Source organism: Stenotrophomonas riyadhensis (assembly GCF_040256885.1).
Classification (GTDB): Bacteria; Pseudomonadota; Gammaproteobacteria; order Xanthomonadales; family Xanthomonadaceae; genus Stenotrophomonas; species Stenotrophomonas riyadhensis.
On record NZ_CP155568.1, the window covers coordinates 2,121,257 to 2,140,830 of the forward strand.

The window sequence follows — 19,574 nt, forward strand, 5'->3', positions numbered from 1 at the left end:
CGCTCGCGGCGCGCCGATCAGAACACGCTGGCGTAGTCGCCCAGTTCCACCTGCACCGACTTGATGCGGGTGTAGTGGCCGAGGGTGGAGATGCCGTTCTCACGGCCGACGCCGGATTCCTTGTAGCCGCCAACCGGCATTTCGGCCGGCGATTCGCCCCAGGTGTTGATCCAGCAGATGCCGGCTTCCAGGCGGTGGATGATGCGATGGGCGCGGCTGACGTCCTTGCTGACCACACCGGCGGCGAGGCCGAAGGTGGTGTCGTTGGCACGACGCACCACTTCGTCTTCGTCGTCGTAGGCGAGGATGCTCATCACCGGCCCGAAGATCTCTTCCTTGACGATGGTCATGTCATCGCGGCAGTCGGAGAACACGGTCGGCAGCACGTAGGCGCCATTGGCCAGCGCGCCTTCGGTGGCACGGCCGCCGCCGGTCAGCAGGCGAGCGCCTTCGGCCTTGCCGCTTTCGATGTAGCGCAGCACGTTTTCCATGTGCGGGAAGCTGGTCAGCGGACCGAAGTTGGTCTCGGCGGCCATCGGGTCGCCGATGCGGATGCGCTTGACGCGCTCGACCACAGCGGCTTCGAACGCGGCCAGCATGCTGCGCGGCACGAACACGCGGGTGCCGTTGGTGCAGACCTGGCCGGAGCTGAAGAAATTGGCCATCACCGCGATGTCGGCGGCGCGGTCGAGGTCGGCGTCATCGCAGATCACCAGCGGCGACTTGCCGCCCAGCTCCATGGTCACTTCCTTCAGCGACGAGGACGCGGCGCTGGCCATGACCTTCTTGCCGGTGGCGACGCCGCCGGTGAAGGAGATCTTCTCGATCACTGGGTGCTCGGTCAGCCACTGGCCGATCTCGCGGCCCGGGCCCTGCACGACGTTGAACACGCCGGCCGGCACACCGGCTTCGGTGTAGATCTCGGCCAGCCGGATCGCGGTCAGCGGGGTCACTTCGGACGGCTTGAACACCATCGCGTTGCCGGCGGCCAGGGCCGGGGCCGACTTCCACATGGCGATCTGGACCGGGTAGTTCCAGGCGCCGATGCCGGCGACCACGCCCAGCGGCTCGCGGCGGGTGTAGAAGAAGCTCGATTCACGCAACGGCAGCTGGATGCCTTCGATGGCGGTGGCCAGGCCGGCGTAGTACTCGACCACGTCGGCACCGGTGACGATGTCCACGGTGGTGGTTTCGGCCAGCGCCTTGCCGGTGTCCAGGGTTTCCAGGTGCGCCAGTTCGTCGTTGCGCTCGCGCAGGATTTCGACCGCGCGGCGCAGGATGCGCGAACGCTCCATGGCGGTCATCGCGGCCCACACCTTCTGGCCTTCGGCCGCGCTCTGCACGGCGCGTTCGACGTCGGCCTGGCTGGCGACCTGCACTTCAGCGATCACGTCGCCGGTGGCCGGGTTGACGGTCTTGAAGGTCTTGCCGCTGGTGGCGTCGACGCGCTGGCCGTGGATGTAGAGCTGTTGGACGGGCAGGGTGGTCATGGGGCGTACTCCTTGGAAGGGGGCGGGTGCTGAAGCGCTTATAGCGCGACAGCCTGCAACTGGAAGTCGATGTAGCCGTAAGCGATGCGCCGGGACTTCTCGGCGTTGAACTGGCCGCCGACCAGGCTGCCGCGCAGCCACAGGCCGTCGATCATCGCGGCCAGGCCACGGGCGGCCAGGCGGGCCTGCGGGTGGGGCAGCAGGCGGTTGAACTGGTGGCACAGGTTGGAGAACAGGCGCTGGTCGTTGGCGCGCTGCAGCCGGGCCAGTTCCGGCTGGTGCATGCTCGCAGCCCAGAAGGTGAGCCAGACGCGCATCGCGGTGCCGTTGATCTGGCTGTCGTCGAAGTTGCCGTCGACGATGGCGCGCAGTTGCTCGCGCGGGTCGTCGCCGGCGCCGGCGCGGTAGCGGGCCACTGCGTCCTTCAGTTCGCGCAGGATCTGCCGCATTGCAGCATTGAGCAGGCCGTCCTTGTCGCCGAAGTAGTGGGCGACGATGCCGCTGGACAGCCCTGCCTTCTTCGCGATGGTGGCGACGGTCGCATCGGCCATGCCGATCTCGTCGATGGTCTGGAAAGTGGCCCGGATCAGCTGTTCGCGCCGTACCGGTTCCACGCCTTTCTTCGGCATTGTCTCTCCACGGATTGCGACCCGAAGGATCGGGCTGCCCGCCATTATGCTTTTTATTGATTGAACGTTCAATCAATAAACCCTAGGATGCGCTCGCGCCCCACGCCATGGGCCCGGTTTACCGGTCCGGCCCCGCCCATGTGCTCCCTCGGACTTGATGAGACGACCCCATGTCTTCCCTGGCTCATCCCAAGCGTTCGCCCCTGCGCTTGAACCGTTTTGTCTTCTTCAGCTCCTCGGTGTCGATCGGCATCCTCGGGCTGCTTACCGTTCTCTATCCCGAAAGCAGCGAGCACTGGCTGCAGTGGGCGCAGGCCGAAGTCTCGGCGGCGTTCGGCTGGTGGTACATGCTGCTGATCGTGCTGTGCCTGGGCTTCGTGCTGTGGCTGGCGTTCTCGCCGTACGGCCGCATCCGCCTGGGCCACAACGAGGAATCACCGGCGTTCGGCTACGTGGCCTGGGTGTCGATGCTGTTCTCGGCCGGTATCGGCATCGCGCTGCTGTACTACGGCGCCTACGAGCCGCTGGACCATTTCCTCAACCCGCCCGGGCAGCCCGGCGGAACCGTGGCCGCCGGCCGCGAGGCGATGGTGCTGACCTTCCTGCACTGGGGCCTGCACGGCTGGGCGCTGTATGCGCTGGTCGGCGTGGCGCTGGGCTATTTCGCCTACCGCCGCGACCTGCCGCTGGCGTTGCGCTCGGCGCTGTACCCGATCTTCGGTGAGCGCATCCATGGCCGCATCGGCGACATGGTCGATGGCTTCGGCATCCTTGCCACGCTGATCTCGATGGTGACCAACCTCGGCATCGGCGCGCTGGTGGTGCAGTCCGGCCTGGTCTACCTGTTCAACATTCCGGATACGCCGCAGGTGCTGGTGGCGATCGTGCTGGTGATGATGGTGGTGGCTACCATCGGCGTGGTGGCGGGTGTGGAGAAGGGCATTGCCTGGCTCTCCAACCTCAACGTGCGCCTGCTGTGCGGCCTGCTGCTGTTCGTGCTGGTCACCGGCCCGACCCTGCACCTGTTCGATGGCCTGATCCAGAACACCGGCGATTATCTCGGCGCATTCGTGCGCAAGAGCTTCGACATGTACCTCAACGATCCGAAGGGCCGTGAGTGGATGGGCTCGTGGACGCTGTTCTACTGGGCGTGGTGGATCGCCTGGGCGCCGTTCGTCGGTCTTTTCGTGGCGCGCATCTCGCGTGGCCGCACCATCCGCGAAGTGATCATGGGCGTGCTGCTGATCCCGCTCGGCTTCACCCTGGCGTGGCTGTCGATCTTCGGCAACACCGCCATCGACCTGGTGCTCAACCACGGCCAGGCGATCCTGGGTGACGTGGCCCAGCATGATGCGGCGATGACGCTGTTCAAGCTGCTGGAGTACCTGCCCGCCGCGCCGTACGTGGCCGGTGCCGCGGTGGTGATCGGCTTCGTGCTGTTCCTGACCCCGGTCGACTCCGGCACGCTGATGATCGCCAACCTGTGCACCCGTCGCGTTGACGACGGCGTGGAGGATGGCCACGACGCGCCGATCTGGCTGCGCGTGTTCTGGGCGGCCGGCATCACCGTGGCCAGCGTCGGCCTGCTGCTGGCCGGCAACTTCAGTGCGATGCAGACGGCGGTGGTGCTGTGCGGCCTGCCGTTCTCGTTCACCCTGGCGTTCTACATGTGGGGCCTGCTGAAGGCCCTGCGCACCGACCCGGACGCACCGCGCCGCTGAGCGCGCACCTGGCGCCCATCCCGGTGCCGCCGGAGATGCGGTAGAGCCAGGCCATGCCTGTCTGCAGAGAAACAGGAAGGGCCGGATCCGCGAGGATCCGGCCCTTTTGTTGGGTAGTCGACTAGCAGTCGACTCTACCGAGAGCGGAACGTTACTTGCTGGCCAGCTGGCGCAGCACGTACTGCAGCAGGCCGCCGTGGCGGAAGTACTCCACTTCCTTCGGGGTCAGCAGCATCACCGAGACCTCGAAGGTCTTCTTGGTGCCGTCGGCCTTGGTCGCGGTGACCGTGGCGCGCTTGCTGGCACCGTCCTGCAGGCCGGTGATGTCGATCACTTCCGAACCGTCCAGGCCCAGGCTCTGTGCGTTCTCGCCGTTGCGGAACTGCAGCGGCAGCACGCCCATGCCGACCAGGTTGGAGCGGTGGATGCGCTCGAAGCTCTCTGCGATGACCGCCTTCACCCCCAGCAGCAGGGTGCCCTTGGCCGCCCAGTCACGCGACGAGCCGGTGCCGTATTCCTTGCCGGCCAGCACCACCAGCGGCACCTTGTCGGCCTTGTACTTCATGGCGGCATCGTAGATCGCCAGCTTCTCCGGCTGGCCGCCGCCGGCCGGGTAGTACAGGGTGTTGCCGCCTTCCTCGCCACCGAACATCAGGTTCTTGATGCGGATGTTGGCGAAGGTGCCGCGGACCATCACGTCATCGTTGCCGCGGCGGCTGCCGTAGCTGTTGAAGTCGGCCGGCTGCACGCCGCGCTCCTGCAGGAAACGGCCTGCCGGCGAGTCCTTCTTGATGTTGCCGGCCGGGGAGATGTGGTCGGTGGTGATCGAATCGCCGAACAGGCCCATCACGCGTGCGCCGTGCACGTCGTCGATGCTGCCGGTCTGCATGGTCATGCCATCGAAGTACGGCGGGTTCTTGATGTAGGTGGAGGCATCGCTCCACTCGTACAGGTTGCCGTCCGGCGAGGCGATGGTGTTCCAGCGGGTGTCACCCTTGAACACGTCGGCGTAGTTCTGCTTGAACATCTCCGGGCCGATGGTGGCGGCGATGACATTGCCGATTTCCTTGTTGCTCGGCCAGATGTCGCGCAGGAACACCGGCTGGCCATCGCTGCCGGTGCCCAGCGGCTGGGTGGTCAGGTCGATGTCGGTGGTGCCGGCGATGGCATAGGCCACCACCAGCGGCGGGCTGGCCAGGTAGTTCATCTTCACTTCGGGGTGCACGCGGCCCTCGAAGTTGCGGTTGCCGGACAGTACCGAGGTGACGACCAGGTCGCCGGTGGCGATGCCGGCGCTGACTTCGGTCGGCAGCGGGCCGGAGTTGCCGATGCAGGTGGTGCAGCCGTAGCCGACCACGAAGAAGCCGATCTTCTCCAGCTCCTTCAGTACACCGGCCTTTTCCAGGTAGTCGGTGACCACGCGCGAACCCGGCCCGAGCGAGGTCTTGACCCACGGCTGGCGGTTCAGGCCCTTGGCGGCCGCATTGCGGGCCAGCAGGCCGGCGCCGATCATCACCGCCGGGTTGGAGGTGTTGGTGCACGAGGTGATGGCGGCGATGACCACCGCGCCATCCTTCAGCCGTACCTTGCGGTTCTCGATCTCGATGTCGGCGAAGCCCTTGGCCAGCTGCTCGTTGCCGACCGCGGCGCCGCCGCCTTCGTTGACGAACGAGGAGACGTCGTCGCTGCGCTTGTCACGGTTGGCGGTCATGCCGACCAGGGCTTCGCGGTAGTTCTTCTGCACGTCTTCCAGCAGCACGCGGTCCTGCGGGCGCTTCGGGCCGGCCAGCGACGGCTTCACCGTGCCCATGTCCAGTTCCAGCGTGGTGCTGTACTGCGCATGCGGGCTGCCCGGTTCGTGCCACAGGCCCTGTGCCTTGGCATAGGCTTCGACCAGATCGATCTGCTCTTCGCTGCGGCCGGACAGGCGCAGGTAGTTCAGCGACTCGGCGTCGATCGGGAAGATGCCGCAGGTGGCGCCGTATTCCGGCGCCATGTTGCCGATGGTGGCACGGTCGGCCAGCGGCAGGTGCTGCAGGCCGTCACCGTAGAACTCGACGAACTTGCCGACCACGCCCAGCTTGCGCAGCATCTGGGTGACGGTCAGCACCAGGTCGGTGGCGGTGGCGCCTTCGGGAAGCTTGCCGGTCAGCTTGAAGCCGACCACCTGCGGGATCAGCATCGACGACGGCTGGCCAAGCATGGCCGCCTCCGCTTCGATGCCACCCACGCCCCAGCCCAGCACGCCGATGCCGTTGATCATGGTGGTGTGGCTGTCGGTACCGAACACGGTATCGGGGTAGGCAACCGCCTTGCCGTCCTTGTCCGCCGTCATCACCACGCGGGCCAGGTTCTCCAGGTTCACCTGGTGGACGATGCCGGTGTTCGGCGGCACCACCTTGAAGTTGTCGAAGGCCTTCTGGCCCCAGCGCAGGAAGCCGTAGCGTTCCTGGTTGCGCTGGAACTCGATTTTGCCGTTGAGGTCCAGCGCGTCCGGCTTGCCGAACACGTCGACCTGCACCGAGTGGTCGATGACCAGTTCGGAGGGAATCTGCGGGTTGATCTGCTCAGGCGAGCCGCCGAGCTTGACCACCGCGTCGCGCATCGCGGCCAGGTCGACCACGCAGGGCACGCCGGTGAAGTCCTGCAGGACCACGCGCGCCGGCATGAAGGCGATCTCGGTGTCCGGCTCGGCGGCCGGGTTCCAGCGGGCCACGGCTTCGATGTGGTCCTTGCCGACGGTGACGCCGCCGTCCTCGTGCCGGAGCAGGTTCTCCAGCAGGATCTTCATCGAGTAGGGCAGGTGGGAGATATCGAAGCGCTGGCCCAGCGTGGGCAGGCTGAAGTAGTCGTAGGTCTTGCCGCCGACGTTCAGCTGGCTGCGGGTGGAGAACGAATCGCTCATGCGGGGTAACTCCTTCTTGCGGATGGCTTGCAGTGGCCCGCGCATGGGCGGACCTGCTTGCGGTCGCCGCGGGCCTGACGGCCCCGGTGGTCCCAGTATGAACCCCAGACTGAATGGATTCATCCGGGCCGGGTTCCGGCCTGCGGCATCGGTTCCAGACTACAGGGGAAGGTGTATGGCGTATGTCACGTTTGTGGCCGATCCTTTGCGAGGCAAGGGCTGGCGGGTTGCCGGTCCTGTTCAGGGTGGAAGTATGCCCGGGGAAGTATGTATAATTTGTGCATACTCTGGAGGGCCTACCGATGGAAGCCACTGTTGCAGAACGCGGACAGATCACCCTGCCCAAGGCGGTGCGTGATGCCCTCGGCCTGACCAAGGGCACGCTGCTGAAGGTCGAGCTGGACGGCAGCCGCATCATCCTGCGCAAGAGTGTTGACGATGCCATTTCACGGGCGCGCGGCAAGTTCGCGCTGGACGGTTTCGAATCGTCCGACGCAGCGGTACGTGCGGTGCGTGACGAGGAATAAGCCGTGATGATCGCCGTCGACTCTCCGGTGCTGGTCGAGCTGCTCAGCAATGGTCCGCAGGCCGATGCCGTGGAAGCCATCCTCAGGCAGAGCCTGGTAGGCGGCCGTGTGGTGGTCTGCGGCGCGACCCTGGCCGAGGTCTGCGCATCGCTGCGCGGCGGCGCCGAGGTGCTCGAAGCGCTGGAAGAAATGGGCGTGCACTTCAACCCGATGGAAGCCAAGTCGGCGCTGCGCGCCGGCGAGATGCACCGCCGTCACCGCCAGCGCAGCGGCAGTCGCCGCAGCCTGGACGAATTCATGGTCGGCGCCCACGCACTGCTGCAGTGCGATGGCCTGATCACCTGGAACGACACGTTTTACCGCGACTACTTCAAGGGCCTGAAGCTGATCGTGCCGCAAGCCTGAGCCCACTTTTTTTCAACCTACGCATTACCCGGGAGTTGTCATGTTGGAAGCCTACCGCCACCACGTCGCCGAGCGCGCTGCGCTTGGCATCCCGCCGCTGCCGCTGAGCGCGCAGCAGACGGCCGATGTCATCGAACTGCTGAAGAACCCGCCGCAGGGCGAGGCCGAGTTCCTGCTCGACCTGCTGACCCACCGCGTGCCGGCCGGCGTCGATGACGCGGCCAAGGTCAAGGCCTCGTACCTGGCGGCGATCGCCCTGGGCAGCGAGCAGAACCCCCTGATCAGCCGTGAGCGCGCCACCGAACTGCTGGGCACCATGCTCGGCGGTTACAACGTTGCCCCGCTGGTGCAGCTGCTGGACGACGCCAGCGTCGGCACCATCGCCGCCAACGGTCTGAAGAAGACCCTGCTGGTGTTTGATGCCTTCCACGATGTGCAGGAAAAGGCAAAGGCTGGCAATGCCAATGCCCAGTCCGTGCTGCAGAGCTGGGCCGATGCCGAGTGGTTCACCAGCAACCCGGAAGTGCCGCAGAGCCTGACCGTCACCGTGTTCAAGGTGCCGGGCGAAACCAACACCGACGACCTGTCGCCGGCGCCGGACGCGACCACCCGCCCGGACATCCCGATGCACGCCCTGGCGATGCTGAAGAACAAGCGCGACGACGCGCCGTTCACCCCGGAAGAAGACGGCAAGCGCGGCCCGATCCAGCAGATCCTCGACCTGAAGGACAAGGGTCACCTGGTCGCCTACGTTGGCGACGTGGTCGGCACCGGTTCCTCGCGCAAGTCGGCCACCAACAGCGTGCTGTGGTGGACCGGCGATGACATTCCGTTCATCCCGAACAAGCGCGCCGGTGGCGTCTGCCTGGGTTCGAAGATCGCCCCGATCTTCTACAACACCATGGAAGATGCCGGCGCACTGCCGATCGAGCTGGACGTGTCGAAGATGGAGCACGGCGATGTGGTCGAGCTGCGTCCGTACGAAGGCAAGGCGCTGAAGAACGGTGAAGTGATCGCCGAGTTCCAGGTCAAGTCCGAAGTGCTGTTCGACGAAGTGCGCGCCGGTGGCCGCATTCCGCTGATCATCGGCCGTGGCCTGACCGGCAAGGCGCGCGAAGCGCTGGGCCTGGCCCCGACCGACCTGTTCCGCCTGCCGGTGCAGCCGGTCGATACCGGCAAGGGCTTCTCGCTGGCGCAGAAGATGGTCGGCCGCGCCTGTGGCCTGCCGGAAGGCCAGGGCATGCGCCCGGGCACCTACTGCGAACCGAAGATGACCTCGGTCGGCTCGCAGGACACCACCGGCCCGATGACCCGTGACGAGCTGAAGGACCTGGCCTGCCTGGGCTTCTCGGCCGACCTGGTGATGCAGTCGTTCTGCCACACCGCCGCCTACCCGAAGCCGGTGGACGTGAAGACCCACCACACCCTGCCGGAGTTCATCTCCACCCGTGGCGGCGTCTCGCTGCGCCCGGGCGACGGCGTGATCCACAGCTGGCTCAACCGCATGCTGCTGCCGGACACCGTCGGCACCGGTGGTGACTCGCACACCCGTTTCCCGGTGGGCATTTCGTTCCCGGCCGGTTCGGGCCTGGTTGCCTTCGCCGCTGCCACCGGCGTGATGCCGCTGGACATGCCGGAGTCGGTGCTGGTGCGCTTCAAGGGCAAGATGCAGCCGGGCGTGACCCTGCGTGACCTGGTCAACGCGATCCCGCTGTACGCGATCAAGTCGGGCCTGCTGACCGTGGCCAAGGCTGGCAAGAAGAACATCTTCTCCGGCCGCATCCTGGAAATCGAAGGCCTGCCGGAGCTGAAGGTCGAGCAGGCGTTCGAACTGTCCGACGCCTCGGCCGAGCGTTCGGCGGCCGGTTGCTCGGTGCGCCTGAACAAGGAGCCGATCATCGAGTACCTCAACAGCAACATCACGCTGCTGAAGTGGATGATCGCCGAGGGTTACCAGGACCCGCGTTCGCTGCAGCGCCGTATCGAGAAGATGGAAGCGTGGCTGGCCAACCCGGAGCTGCTGGAGCCGGACGCCGACGCCGAGTACGCCGCTGTCATCGAGATCGACCTGGCCGACATCCACGAGCCGATCGTGGCCTGCCCGAACGACCCGGACGACGTGAAGACCCTGTCCGAAGTGGCCGGCGCCAAGATCGACGAAGTGTTCATCGGTTCGTGCATGACCAACATCGGTCACTTCCGTGCGGCTGCCAAGCTGCTGGAAGGCAAGCGTGACCTGCCGACCCGCCTGTGGGTGGCCCCGCCGACCAAGATGGATGCTTCGGAGCTGACCAAGGAAGGCGTGTACGGCACCTTCGGCGCCACCGGCGCACGCATGGAAATGCCGGGCTGCTCGCTGTGCATGGGCAACCAGGCGCAGATCCGCGAAGGCTCCACCGCGATGTCGACCTCGACCCGCAACTTCCCGAACCGCCTGGGCCGCAACACCAACGTGTACCTGGGTTCGGCGGAGCTGGCGGCGATCTGCTCGCGCCTGGGCCGCATCCCGACCAAGGAGGAGTACATGGCGGACATCGGCGTGATCAACGCCAATGGTGCGGAGATCTACCGCTACATGAACTTCGACCAGATCGAGGAATACCAGGACGTGGCCAAGACGGTCGCTGCCTGATGCGGTAACGCCGGCCGCTGGCCGGCATCCCGTTGAAACAAGGAACCCCCGGTGAGCGCCGGGGGTTTTTTGTTGGGTGAGACGTGTAGAGCCGAACCCCTGCCAGGCGGCTGTTTCCCTTGCCTGCGCGTCAGCAGGACGGTGCCAGCGAGAGTGAGCGCTGCAGCCAGGCATCGAGCTGGACGCTGACGAAGGTCGGATTCTCCAACGTGGAGATGTGGCCGGCGTCAGGTATCGATTGCAGGCGGTAGCCGATCCTTTCCGCCATCTGCCGCGCCTCGGTGAGGGGGCGCGGCAGATCCAGTTCGCCGCTCAGGATCAGTGTTGTTTCCGGGTCCAGATCCTTCAATGCCGACAATCGATCCGGGCGGCCGAAAATCAGGCGGCCGAGCGGCACTACCGCATTCAACAGGCGCTCGCGGGGCCAGGACAGCAGCCGTTGCCGGAACAGCAACCGGATCGGATCGTCGGTGGCGATGCCCGGGCGGAAGAACAGTGGCACGATCTGTTCGGCCATCGCTTCGGGGATGCAGCCCAGCTGTTCGATCAGGTCGAGCATGCCGAAATAGCGCTGCCGTGACGCCTCCGGTTCCGCACCGAGGTAGGTGTCCATCAGGATCATCGAGCGGACCTGTTCGGGGCGCTGCAGTGCCAGTTCCGCTGCCCACATGCCGCCCACCGAGAGCCCGGCCACCGCGTACTGCCGGATGTCCAACGCATCCAGCAAACGGCCGACTTCGCGCGCGAGGGACGCCGGTGTGGTGAGGGCGGCTGACAGGGGCAGATCGTTGTCGTGTCCGGGCAGTTCCGGAATGATCAGGCGGTAGCGTCGCGACAGCAGCTGGATCTGGGGCGCCCACATGCTGCGGCCCCAGAGATAGCTGCCGCCAAGGACGATGGGAAAGCCGGTGCCGATATCGTGATGAGTGAGAAGGGGCAAGGGGAGGCTCCATGGAAGGGAGTCTCACGCTGCGGCGGGTGGGGGATGCACGTCCAATGTGGCAGATCGACGAGGTTCCCCCCCGGGTGCAAACGAGGTGATTGCGTCATGCATGTGCGTAAGCAGCACTAGTGAAATGCCAGTGTCCGACGGTATTGCCAGATCGAACGGGTTGAATGCGACGTCTGGTCGGTGTGTTTGGCCTGATGCTGAGCCGAGCATGGGCTATGCCGGGCGTCCTTGCCCGGCCCCCTGCGGGCCGTCGCAAGCGACGTTGGCAACGGCTCCTGCCGTTGCCTTCGGCTCTACAGCTCCCCATCAACCGCGCGCCAGCGCCAGCAAGCGCTCGGCAATTCGTTCCAGCGGCACCTGTTCCTCGGCGGCGCCGAGCTTGAACGCTGCACCGGGCATGCCCCAGACCACGCTGGTGGCCTCGTCCTGCACCAGCGTCGGTGCGCCGGCCTGGCGCATTTCCAGCAGGCCGCGTGCGCCGTCATCGCCCATCCCGGTGAGGATGGCGCCGATGGCGTTGCCGCCGGCGTTCTGCGCGACCGAGCGGAACAGCACGTCCACCGCGGGCTTGTGCCGGTTCACCGCAGGGCCGTCGTCGACGCGGCAGCGCCAGCGCGCACCGTCGCGGATGATCCGCAGGTGCTTGCCGCCGGGTGGCAGGTAGGCATGGCCAGGCAGCACTGCTTCGCCATCGCTGGCCTCGCGCACGGCCATCGCCGAGTGCCGGTCCAGGCGTTCGGCGAAGGCACTGCTGAAGCTGGCCGGCAAGTGCTGGGTCATCACCACGGCCGGGCCGTCGGCGGGCATGCCTTCCAGCACCACACGCAGCGCTTCGGTGCCACCGGCCGATGAGCCGATTGCGATCAGCCGGTCGGTGGTGCGGAACTGCGGTGCAGCTGGCCGCATTGCAGGAGCTGCTTCGAGCAGGAGTTTCGGAGCGGCCGCACGCACCAGCGGGCGCACCCGTGAGCGCGCCGCCATCTTGACCTTGGCGATGATCTCATCGGCGTAGCCCTGCAGGCCGCGCGCCACGTCCAGCTTCGGCTTGGAGACGAAGTCGACCGCACCCAGCGCCAGCGCCTGCAGGGTGGTGTCGGCGCCGCGTTCGGTCAGCGAGGAGATCATCACCACCGGCAGCGGGTGCAGGCGCATCAGGTTTTCCAGGAACGCCAGCCCGTCCATGCGCGGCATTTCCACGTCCAGGGTGATCACGTCCGGGGCCAGGCGCTTGATCTTCTCGCGTGCCAGCAGCGGGTCGGCGGCGGTGCCGACCACGTCGATGGACGGATCGCTGGACAGGATCTCGGTGAGCATCTGGCGCACGACGGCGGAGTCGTCGACGATCAGGACCCGGCAGGGGGCGTTGCCGGTCAGGGTCATTCGAACAGCTCCACGCCACCGGTGACCGGGGCCTTGGACAGGCGTGCACGCACGGCCGATTCGGTCGCAGCCACTTCGGCTTCATGGGCATGCGGCAGACGCTGCACCACCACGCGGCCGGTATCGGCGAAGAACCAGATCTTGCGCGGATGGATGCCGCACAGGTCCTCGGCGATGATCGGAATGTGCTCGGCCTGCAGGTACTGGCGCACGAACTCGGCGTTGCGGGTGCCGACCGGGTTGCTGGTGAAGCCCTTGAGGACGTTGGCGCCGCCGAACACCTTGGCTTCGATGCGCTTGCGGTGCGCGCCGCGCTTGAGCATGTCGTTGATCAGCAGTTCCATCGCGTAGCTGCCGTAACGCGCGGGCGCGCCGTCGCCGGCGTTGCCCTCGGGCAACAGGAAATGGTTCATGCCGCCGATCTTCAGCACCGGATCGCGCAGGCAGGCGGCCACGCAGGAGCCCAGCGTGGTGGTCAGCGCGGTGGTGTCGTCGACCACCAGGTACTGGGTCGGCAGCAGCTTGGCCGCAATGGTCTTGAAGCGCGCGTCCTGGTAACGCATCACATCATCGGTGCGCAGCGATGCGTTCATGCGCTGGCCTTTGCCGCACGGCGGTACAGGGTGCGTCCGCAGGGCTGGATCAGGTCGGCGGCGTGCAGGTAGTTCTCCGAGTGGCCGGTATACAACAGGCCGTCGTCGGCCAGGTGCTGTACCAGACGGCCGAGGATGGCGCGCTGGGTCGGCTTGTCGAAGTAGATCATCACGTTTCGGCAGAACAGTGCGTCGAACGGGCCGCCGACGTCGTAGCGCGGGGCAAGCAGGTTCAACGGGCGGAACTCGATCAGCTCGCGCAGCGCCGGCAGCACACGGCACTGGCCCTCGTTGGGGCCGCTGCCACGCTGGAAGTAGCGACGGCGCAGGTCCGGATCGAGGTTGGTGACGCGGTCGATGTTGTAGACGCCGCGGCCGGCGGTGGCGAGCACCTGGGTGTCGACGTCGGTGGCGATGATGCGTACCGGTGGCTTCAGGGTGCCGAAGGCTTCGCAGGCAGTGATCGCCATCGAGTAGGGCTCTTCGCCGGTGGAGGCGGCGCACGACCACAGCAGCAGCGGCGTGCGGCTGGAGCGTTGCTGCAGCTCCTCGCGCAGCTTGTCGAAGTGGTGCGGCTCGCGGAAGAACGAGGTCAGGTTGGTGGTCAGCGCGTTGGTGAACGCCTGCCACTCGTCACCGTCTTCCTGCTCCAGATGGTCCAGATACTGCTGGAAGCTGCGCATGCCCAGCGTGCGCAGGCGGCGCGACAGGCGGCCATAGACCATGTCGCGCTTGGCCGGCGCGAGGGCGATGCCCACGCGCTGGTAGATCAGGTCGCAGACGCGGCGGAAATCACGGTCGGCGAACTCGAATTCGCGCGGGCCGGTGACGATGGGAGTAGGACTTTGCACGGGGGACGTGTCCATCGGCAGAGGCGGCGGCCGAAGCCGCCGCGGGTGGGTCTCAGAATTCCTGCCAGTCGCTGTCGCTGGCGACGAAGGTGCTGGCGTTGCTGCTGCGACGGACCGGGGCGGGCGTGCTGGTCGGCTGCGGACGCGCCACGGTGGTGACGCGGGCCGGCTCGACGCGCGCGGCCACGGCCTTCATGGCGGCCGAGACCTGGTTGTCGAGGCGGAAAATCGCTACGGCATCAGCCAGCTGTGCGGCCTGGTCTTCCATCGCACGTGCAGCGGCGGTGGCTTCTTCCACCAGTGCCGCATTCTGCTGGGTGGTTTCGTCCATCTGCACCACGGTCTGGTTGACCTGCTCGATGCCGGCCGACTGCTCCTGCGAGGCGGCGGAGATCTCGGCCATGATGTCGGTGACGCGCTGCACCGAGGCGACGATCTCGCCCATGGTGCTGCCGGCCTGGTGCACCAGGCTGGAGCCTTCGGCGACCTTGCCGACGGAGTCGTCGATCAGGCCCTTGATCTCTTTGGCCGCGGCGGCCGAGCGCTGGGCGAGGGTGCGTACTTCGCTGGCGACCACGGCGAAGCCGCGGCCCTGTTCACCAGCACGTGCGGCTTCCACTGCGGCGTTCAGCGCCAGGATGTTGGTCTGGAAGGCGATGCCGTCGATGACGCTGATGATCTCGGCGATCTTCTTCGACGAGGCTTCGATGGCCGACATGGTGTTGACCACCTGGCCGACCACGCTGCCACCCTGCGAGGCCACGCCTTGCGCGCCGATGGCGAGCTGGTTGGCCTGGCGGGCATGCTCGGCGTTCTGGCGCACGGTGGAGGTCAGTTCCTCCATCGAGGCGGCGGTTTCTTCCAGATTGGCGGCCTGCTGCTCGGTGCGGCGCGACAGGTCGTTGTTGCCCGACGCAATCTCGCCGGCGGCGAGGGTGATGCTGGAGGCGCTGGCCTGGATCTGGCCGACGATCTGGGTCAGCTGCGCGACGGTGGTGTTGGCGTCGTCACGCATGCGCGCGAACACGCCCTGGTAGTCACCGTGCATGCGCGCGGTCAGGTCACCCTCGGCGATGGCCGACAGCAGCTGCGAGAGCTTGCCGAGGTTGTCATCGCTGACCGCCATCATCGCGTTGAGGTTTTCCAGCATCAGGCGGAAATCGTGATCGAAGCGCTGTGCGTCGCCACGGCGGCTGAAGTCGCCGGCCGCGGCGGCGCTGGCCAGCTGCTTGATCTCGGCGTTGATGCGGCCGAGGTTGGCCTTGACCGTATCGACGGTGGTGGTCATCGCGGCTTTTTCGCCGGGGTAGCGCGCGATATCGCGGCTGAGGTCGCCGACCGCGTACTGCTGGACCACGTCCAGCACGTCGTGCAGGGTCTGCACGTGGCCGCCGACCAGCGCATTGGTTTCCTGCACCATCAGCCCGTACTCGCCGGGGAAGGCGCTGGCGTCGATGCGGTAGCTCAGTTCGCCGGCATCGTGGCGGCGGGCCATCTCGCGCTGGCCACTGATCACCGCGTGCAGCTGCTGCTGCATGCCGGACATCGCCTCCAGCAGTCGGCCGGTTTCGTCATGCGGCTGCGGGCCGATGTGGCTGTCCAGCCTGCCACCGGCGATACCCTCGGCCACGGCCGTGGCCTGCTTCAGCGGCACGGCGATGCGGTTGCCGATGACCCAGCTCAGGGCCAGCACGATCAGCACCAGCACGCCACCAGAGACGGCCATGATGGCGGTGAACACCAACGCCTGCTTCTGCACGTCGTCCATGTAGACGCCGCTGCTGACCACCCAGTTCCAGGGCGCAAACAGGCCGGCGTAGGCGACCTTCTCGACGTCGCCCTTGCTGCCCGGCTTGGCCCAGCGATAGTTGACGAAGCCACCGCCGGCCTTGGCCGCTTCGACCTGGTCGTAGTAGATCCGCACGCCGTCGTCGGTGCGGAAGTCCTTCATGTCCTTGCCGACCAGGTCCTTGCGGAACGGGTGCATCAGCAGGCGGTAGCCGGTGTCGTAGATGTTGAAGTAATACGTATCGTTCTCGGCGCGCATGACTTCCAGTGCCTGCAGCGCAGCGCTCTTGGCGGCCTCTTCGCTGAGCTCGCCGGTACCGGCCAGGCGATGGTAGTGCTGCAGGATGCCGTAGCTCATTTCGACCTGGGTCTTCAGCGCGGTCTTGCGGGTCTCGGTCAGGTCCAGGTACTGCATGCGGGCGGCGATCACCGAGAGCGCGATCACGCCGAGCGCGATGAGCAGCGTCAGCAGGTTGAGCTTGCGCCGGACGGAGAGGTTGCTGAAGTAGTGTTGCCAGCGATGCATGAGATTCATCGAGCAGGACCAGGTCGAAACGGGCGGGCGGCGCCGAGCCGGTCACAGCGGGACAAGCGGTGACAACCCCGTTATCGGCCGCGCGGGCGGGGGATTGAGGTGCGGTGCCCGAACGTATTCAGGTTTCCTTGCAGCGGCGGCTGCGGCGCTGCCTGCGGCAGGCTTTTGAAGCGACGGCAACAGCAACAGCAACGGCCGGTCATGGCGATGGGTTGCTACGGGTTGGCCGGGTTGGGGTGGGCAGGCAGGACACGCCGTGAACCCATCCATGGGGGCTCGATGGCGCCATCCATGGCGCCAACGGTCCTGCCTGCCCACCCCGACCCGGCCCGCCAGGGCTTCACTTCGGCGGACGGCAAGAGCGTTGGGTTTCCAAGTGGAAAGAGGGGTCAGATCCGTTTTCCTGCGGAAAACGGATCTGACCCCGGAAGCGGTGTGGCTGTTGCTGTTGCTCTTGCTCTTCTTTCTTCAATCCGGGGTGGACGCGCACGGAAAGTGTCCGTGGCCGGGAGGGTGGGTTGCGCAGGGGCGTAAGCGCCATGGATGGCGCGCCCGAGCCTACAAGGACGTATTCACGGCGGCCCCTGCGCAGCCCACCCTCCCGGGCAACCCTCAGTAGCCACGCGCCTACCGCGACCACCCCGAGGGGCATCGCCGTTGGCTGGATATCCAGATACCCCGTAAACGAAAACGCCCCGGCGCAGGGCCAGGGTGTTCTCGTACACCAGGTCAGGCAGGCATCAGAACTCCTGCCAGTCTCCGTCGGCCAGTTCGGTGGCCATCGGGCGACCACCGGCGGTGCGGCGGGCCGGCGGGGCGATCGGGGCCGGTGCGGCCGGTGCGGCAGCACGCGGGGCCGGGGCAGCGGTGATGCGCGGGGCAACCACGGTCTCGGCTTCGTCCACCACGAAGATCGACACCGCTTCGCTGAGGTGGCCGGCCTGTTCTTCCATCGCACGTGCGGCGGCGGTGGCTTCTTCCACCAGTGCAGCATTCTGCTGGGTGGTTTCGTCCATCTGCACCACGGTCTGGTTGACCTGCTCGATGCCAGCACTCTGTTCCTGCGAGGCGGCGGAGATCTCGGCCATGATGTCGGTCACGCGCTGCACCGAGGCGACGATCTCGCCCATGGTCGCACCGGCCTTGTGCACCAGCGCCGAGCCGTCGTTGACCTTGCCGACGGAGTCGTCGATCAGGCCCTTGATCTCCTTGGCGGCCGCGGCCGAGCGCTGGGCGAGGGTACGCACTTCGCTAGCGACCACGGCGAAGCCGCGGCCCTGTTCACCGGCACGGGCGGCTTCCACTGCGGCGTTCAGCGCCAGGATGTTGGTCTGGAAGGCGATGCCGTCGATGACGCTGATGATCTCGGCGATCTTCTTCGACGAGGCTTCGATGGCCGACATGGTGGTGACCACCTGGCCGACGACTTCACCGCCCTGCGAGGCGACGCCATGCGCGCCGATGGCGAGCTGGTTGGCCTGGCGGGCATGTTCGGCGTTCTGGCGCACGGTGGAGGTCAGCTCCTCCATCGAGGCGGCGGTTTCTTCCAGGTTGGCGGCCTGCTGCTCGGTGCGGCGCGACAGGTCGCTGTTGCCCGATGCGATCTCGCCGGCGGCCGAGCTGATCGCACGACTGGACTGCTTGATGCGGGTGACGATCTCGCTCAGCTGCGCGGCGGTCGCGTTGGCGTCGTCGCGCATGCGGGCGAACACACCCTGGTAGTCGCCGTGCATGCGCACGGTCAGGTCACCCTGCGACAGTGCGGCAAGCAGCCCGGAGATCTGTTCGATGCTGCCGGCGTTGGCGTCCAGCAGGCCGTTGATCTGCTGGGCCAGCTGCAGGAAGAAGCCTTCCTTGTCGGTGGCATCGATGCGGCCGGACAGGTCGCCAGCGGCGGCCTGGGCGATCACGCGGGCCACTTCGGCTTCGACCTGCGCTTCCTGGGTGCGGTCGCGCCATTCCACCACGTAGCCGACGGTGTCGCCGCCTTCATTGCGGATGGTCGAGACCACCTGGGCGAACTGGGCATCGCCGTATTGCATCGGGCGACGGGCGACGCCGTGTGCCTTCAGGTTGCCCAGCAGGGTCTGGTCCATCTCGCCGCGGTGCTCGAGTACGGTGACCGGCTTGCCGATCAGCGAAGCCTGCGCATCGAAGTCCGGCAGGTCGCGGCGGACTTCGTCCTGGTACTGGCTCAGGGTCTGCTGCAGGGCGCGGTTGCTGTAGACGATGGTGTTGCTGGTGTCGGTCAGGTACACGCCGGTCGAGCTGTAATCCAGCGCGGTACGGATGCGCAGGTTCTCGCGGGCGACGGCCTGGTCGGTCTCGATGCGCTCGCGCAGGTCGCGCTGCATGCGCTGCATCGCCTGCATCAGTTCGCCCACTTCGTCCTGGCGGCTGACGTCGATGTGGCCATCGAGCTTGCCGCCGGCCACATCGTTGGCAACCGAGACGGCGCCGCGCACGCTGCCGACCAGGGCACGGGCAAACAGCCACACCAGCACCAGGCCGAGTGCGGCGCCGCCCAGCAGGGCGATCACGGTCAGCACGGCCGAGGCGGAGTAGGTGGATTCGGCCTCTTCGCGCGAGGCGCGGGCGAGGCGGTTGTCTTCGGCGATCAACGCTTCCAGCGCCGAAGCGGCCTTGCGGTGCTTGGTGCGGGTCTCGCCGACGAAGGTATCGATGGCGTCGTCCGGCAGGTCCAGTTCCAGCATCTCGGTGACGCTGTCATAGGAGGCCAGGGCGTCCTTCCATTCCTTGGCGAAGGTGTCGAACAGCTTCTTCTGCTGTGCATTGTCGACCAGTGCCGGGTAGCCCTTGATCGACTTGTCCATGCTCTCCCGCAGTTCAACGGTCTGCTTGCGTGCGTCGGCCTTGACGTCGTCGCTGGCGCGGATCAGCTGCTGGTACGCGGCGTTGCGGTACTCACCGAGCATGCCGCGCATTTCGCCCGCCATGCGGATGCTCTCCATGCGTGAACCGGCCAACTCGGTGGTGACATTGTTCAGCGAGTGCAGGCCGCGATAGGCGACGATGCCCTGCAGCAGCATCACCAGCAGGAGGACACCGAAGGTCAGCAGCAGCTTCGGCATCAGTTTCAGGTTGTTGATCCACGGCATGGGCGTTGCGAGCTCCTAAGGCAGACGCGCCCGGGCATCGGGCCCGG

General features: G+C 66.6%; 12 protein-coding genes and 1 pseudogene. 4 read left to right on the forward strand and 9 right to left on the reverse strand.

Going from position 1 to position 19,574, the window contains the following annotated elements; genetic code table 11:
• Window positions 1–17 precede the first annotated feature (17 nt).
• Together betB and betI are read right to left on the reverse strand one after the other, a co-directional pair.
• Entirely contained in the window at window positions 18–1,490 is a 1,473-nt protein-coding gene (gene betB / locus SriyCCGPB3_RS10010) for a betaine-aldehyde dehydrogenase (RefSeq protein ID WP_110712190.1), read from the reverse strand.
• A gap of 38 nt (window positions 1,491–1,528) precedes the next feature.
• Complete coding sequence (gene betI, locus SriyCCGPB3_RS10015) at window positions 1,529–2,119, reverse strand: transcriptional regulator BetI (protein WP_110712191.1); 591 nt, start codon at window positions 2,117–2,119, stop codon at window positions 1,529–1,531.
• 170 nt (window positions 2,120–2,289) lie between these two features.
• Between betI and SriyCCGPB3_RS10020 the strand changes: the two genes are divergently transcribed.
• Window positions 2,290–3,840 carry a BCCT family transporter gene (locus SriyCCGPB3_RS10020; protein ID WP_110712192.1) on the forward strand — a complete coding sequence of 517 codons (1,551 nt, stop codon included), beginning with the start codon at window positions 2,290–2,292 and terminating at the stop codon, window positions 3,838–3,840.
• 151 nt (window positions 3,841–3,991) lie between these two features.
• Here SriyCCGPB3_RS10020 and acnA read toward each other — a convergent pair whose 3' ends face one another.
• Window positions 3,992–6,745, reverse strand: coding sequence for an aconitate hydratase AcnA (acnA, locus tag SriyCCGPB3_RS10025; RefSeq protein WP_350260245.1), 2,754 nt, complete (start codon window positions 6,743–6,745; stop codon window positions 3,992–3,994).
• 302 nt (window positions 6,746–7,047) lie between these two features.
• Between acnA and SriyCCGPB3_RS10030 the strand changes: the two genes are divergently transcribed.
• Genes SriyCCGPB3_RS10030 through acnB form a run of 3 tightly spaced genes read left to right on the forward strand, consistent with a single transcriptional unit; the run spans window position 7,048 to window position 10,309 of the window.
• Complete coding sequence (locus SriyCCGPB3_RS10030; RefSeq protein WP_005409505.1) at window positions 7,048–7,272, forward strand: AbrB/MazE/SpoVT family DNA-binding domain-containing protein; 225 nt, start codon at window positions 7,048–7,050, stop codon at window positions 7,270–7,272.
• A 6-nt stretch (window positions 7,273–7,278) separates the two neighbouring features.
• A complete protein-coding gene (locus tag SriyCCGPB3_RS10035; RefSeq protein WP_008267153.1) occupies window positions 7,279–7,677 on the forward strand; it encodes a type II toxin-antitoxin system VapC family toxin in 399 nt (132 codons plus the stop codon).
• 40 nt (window positions 7,678–7,717) lie between these two features.
• Entirely contained in the window at window positions 7,718–10,309 is a 2,592-nt protein-coding gene (acnB, locus tag SriyCCGPB3_RS10040; protein ID WP_032129839.1) for a bifunctional aconitate hydratase 2/2-methylisocitrate dehydratase, read from the forward strand.
• 130 nt (window positions 10,310–10,439) lie between these two features.
• On the opposite strand, the gene SriyCCGPB3_RS10045 is transcribed toward acnB, so the two are convergent.
• The 6 genes and pseudogenes from SriyCCGPB3_RS10045 to SriyCCGPB3_RS10070 form a co-directional block, all read right to left on the reverse strand.
• Window positions 10,440–11,249: an alpha/beta fold hydrolase gene (locus SriyCCGPB3_RS10045; protein WP_350260246.1), complete on the reverse strand. Its 810-nt coding sequence runs from the start codon at window positions 11,247–11,249 to the stop codon at window positions 10,440–10,442.
• A gap of 318 nt (window positions 11,250–11,567) precedes the next feature.
• A complete protein-coding gene (locus tag SriyCCGPB3_RS10050) occupies window positions 11,568–12,641 on the reverse strand; it encodes a protein-glutamate methylesterase/protein-glutamine glutaminase (RefSeq protein WP_153854877.1) in 1,074 nt (357 codons plus the stop codon).
• Window positions 12,638–13,234 carry a chemoreceptor glutamine deamidase CheD gene (gene cheD, locus SriyCCGPB3_RS10055; protein WP_008264676.1) on the reverse strand — a complete coding sequence of 199 codons (597 nt, stop codon included), beginning with the start codon at window positions 13,232–13,234 and terminating at the stop codon, window positions 12,638–12,640. Before cheD ends, SriyCCGPB3_RS10050 begins: the two co-directional genes overlap by 4 nt.
• A complete protein-coding gene (locus SriyCCGPB3_RS10060) occupies window positions 13,231–14,100 on the reverse strand; it encodes a CheR family methyltransferase (RefSeq protein WP_350260247.1) in 870 nt (289 codons plus the stop codon). The genes cheD and SriyCCGPB3_RS10060 overlap by 4 nt, the downstream gene beginning before the upstream one ends.
• Before the next feature lie 37 nt (window positions 14,101–14,137).
• On the reverse strand, window positions 14,138–16,408 hold the full coding sequence (locus SriyCCGPB3_RS10065) for a methyl-accepting chemotaxis protein (protein ID WP_350260248.1): 2,271 nt from the start codon (window positions 16,406–16,408) through the stop codon (window positions 14,138–14,140).
• A gap of 904 nt (window positions 16,409–17,312) precedes the next feature.
• Window positions 17,313–19,527, reverse strand: a pseudogene (locus SriyCCGPB3_RS10070) (methyl-accepting chemotaxis protein); the annotation flags it as partial.
• Window positions 19,528–19,574: the final 47 nt, after the last annotated feature.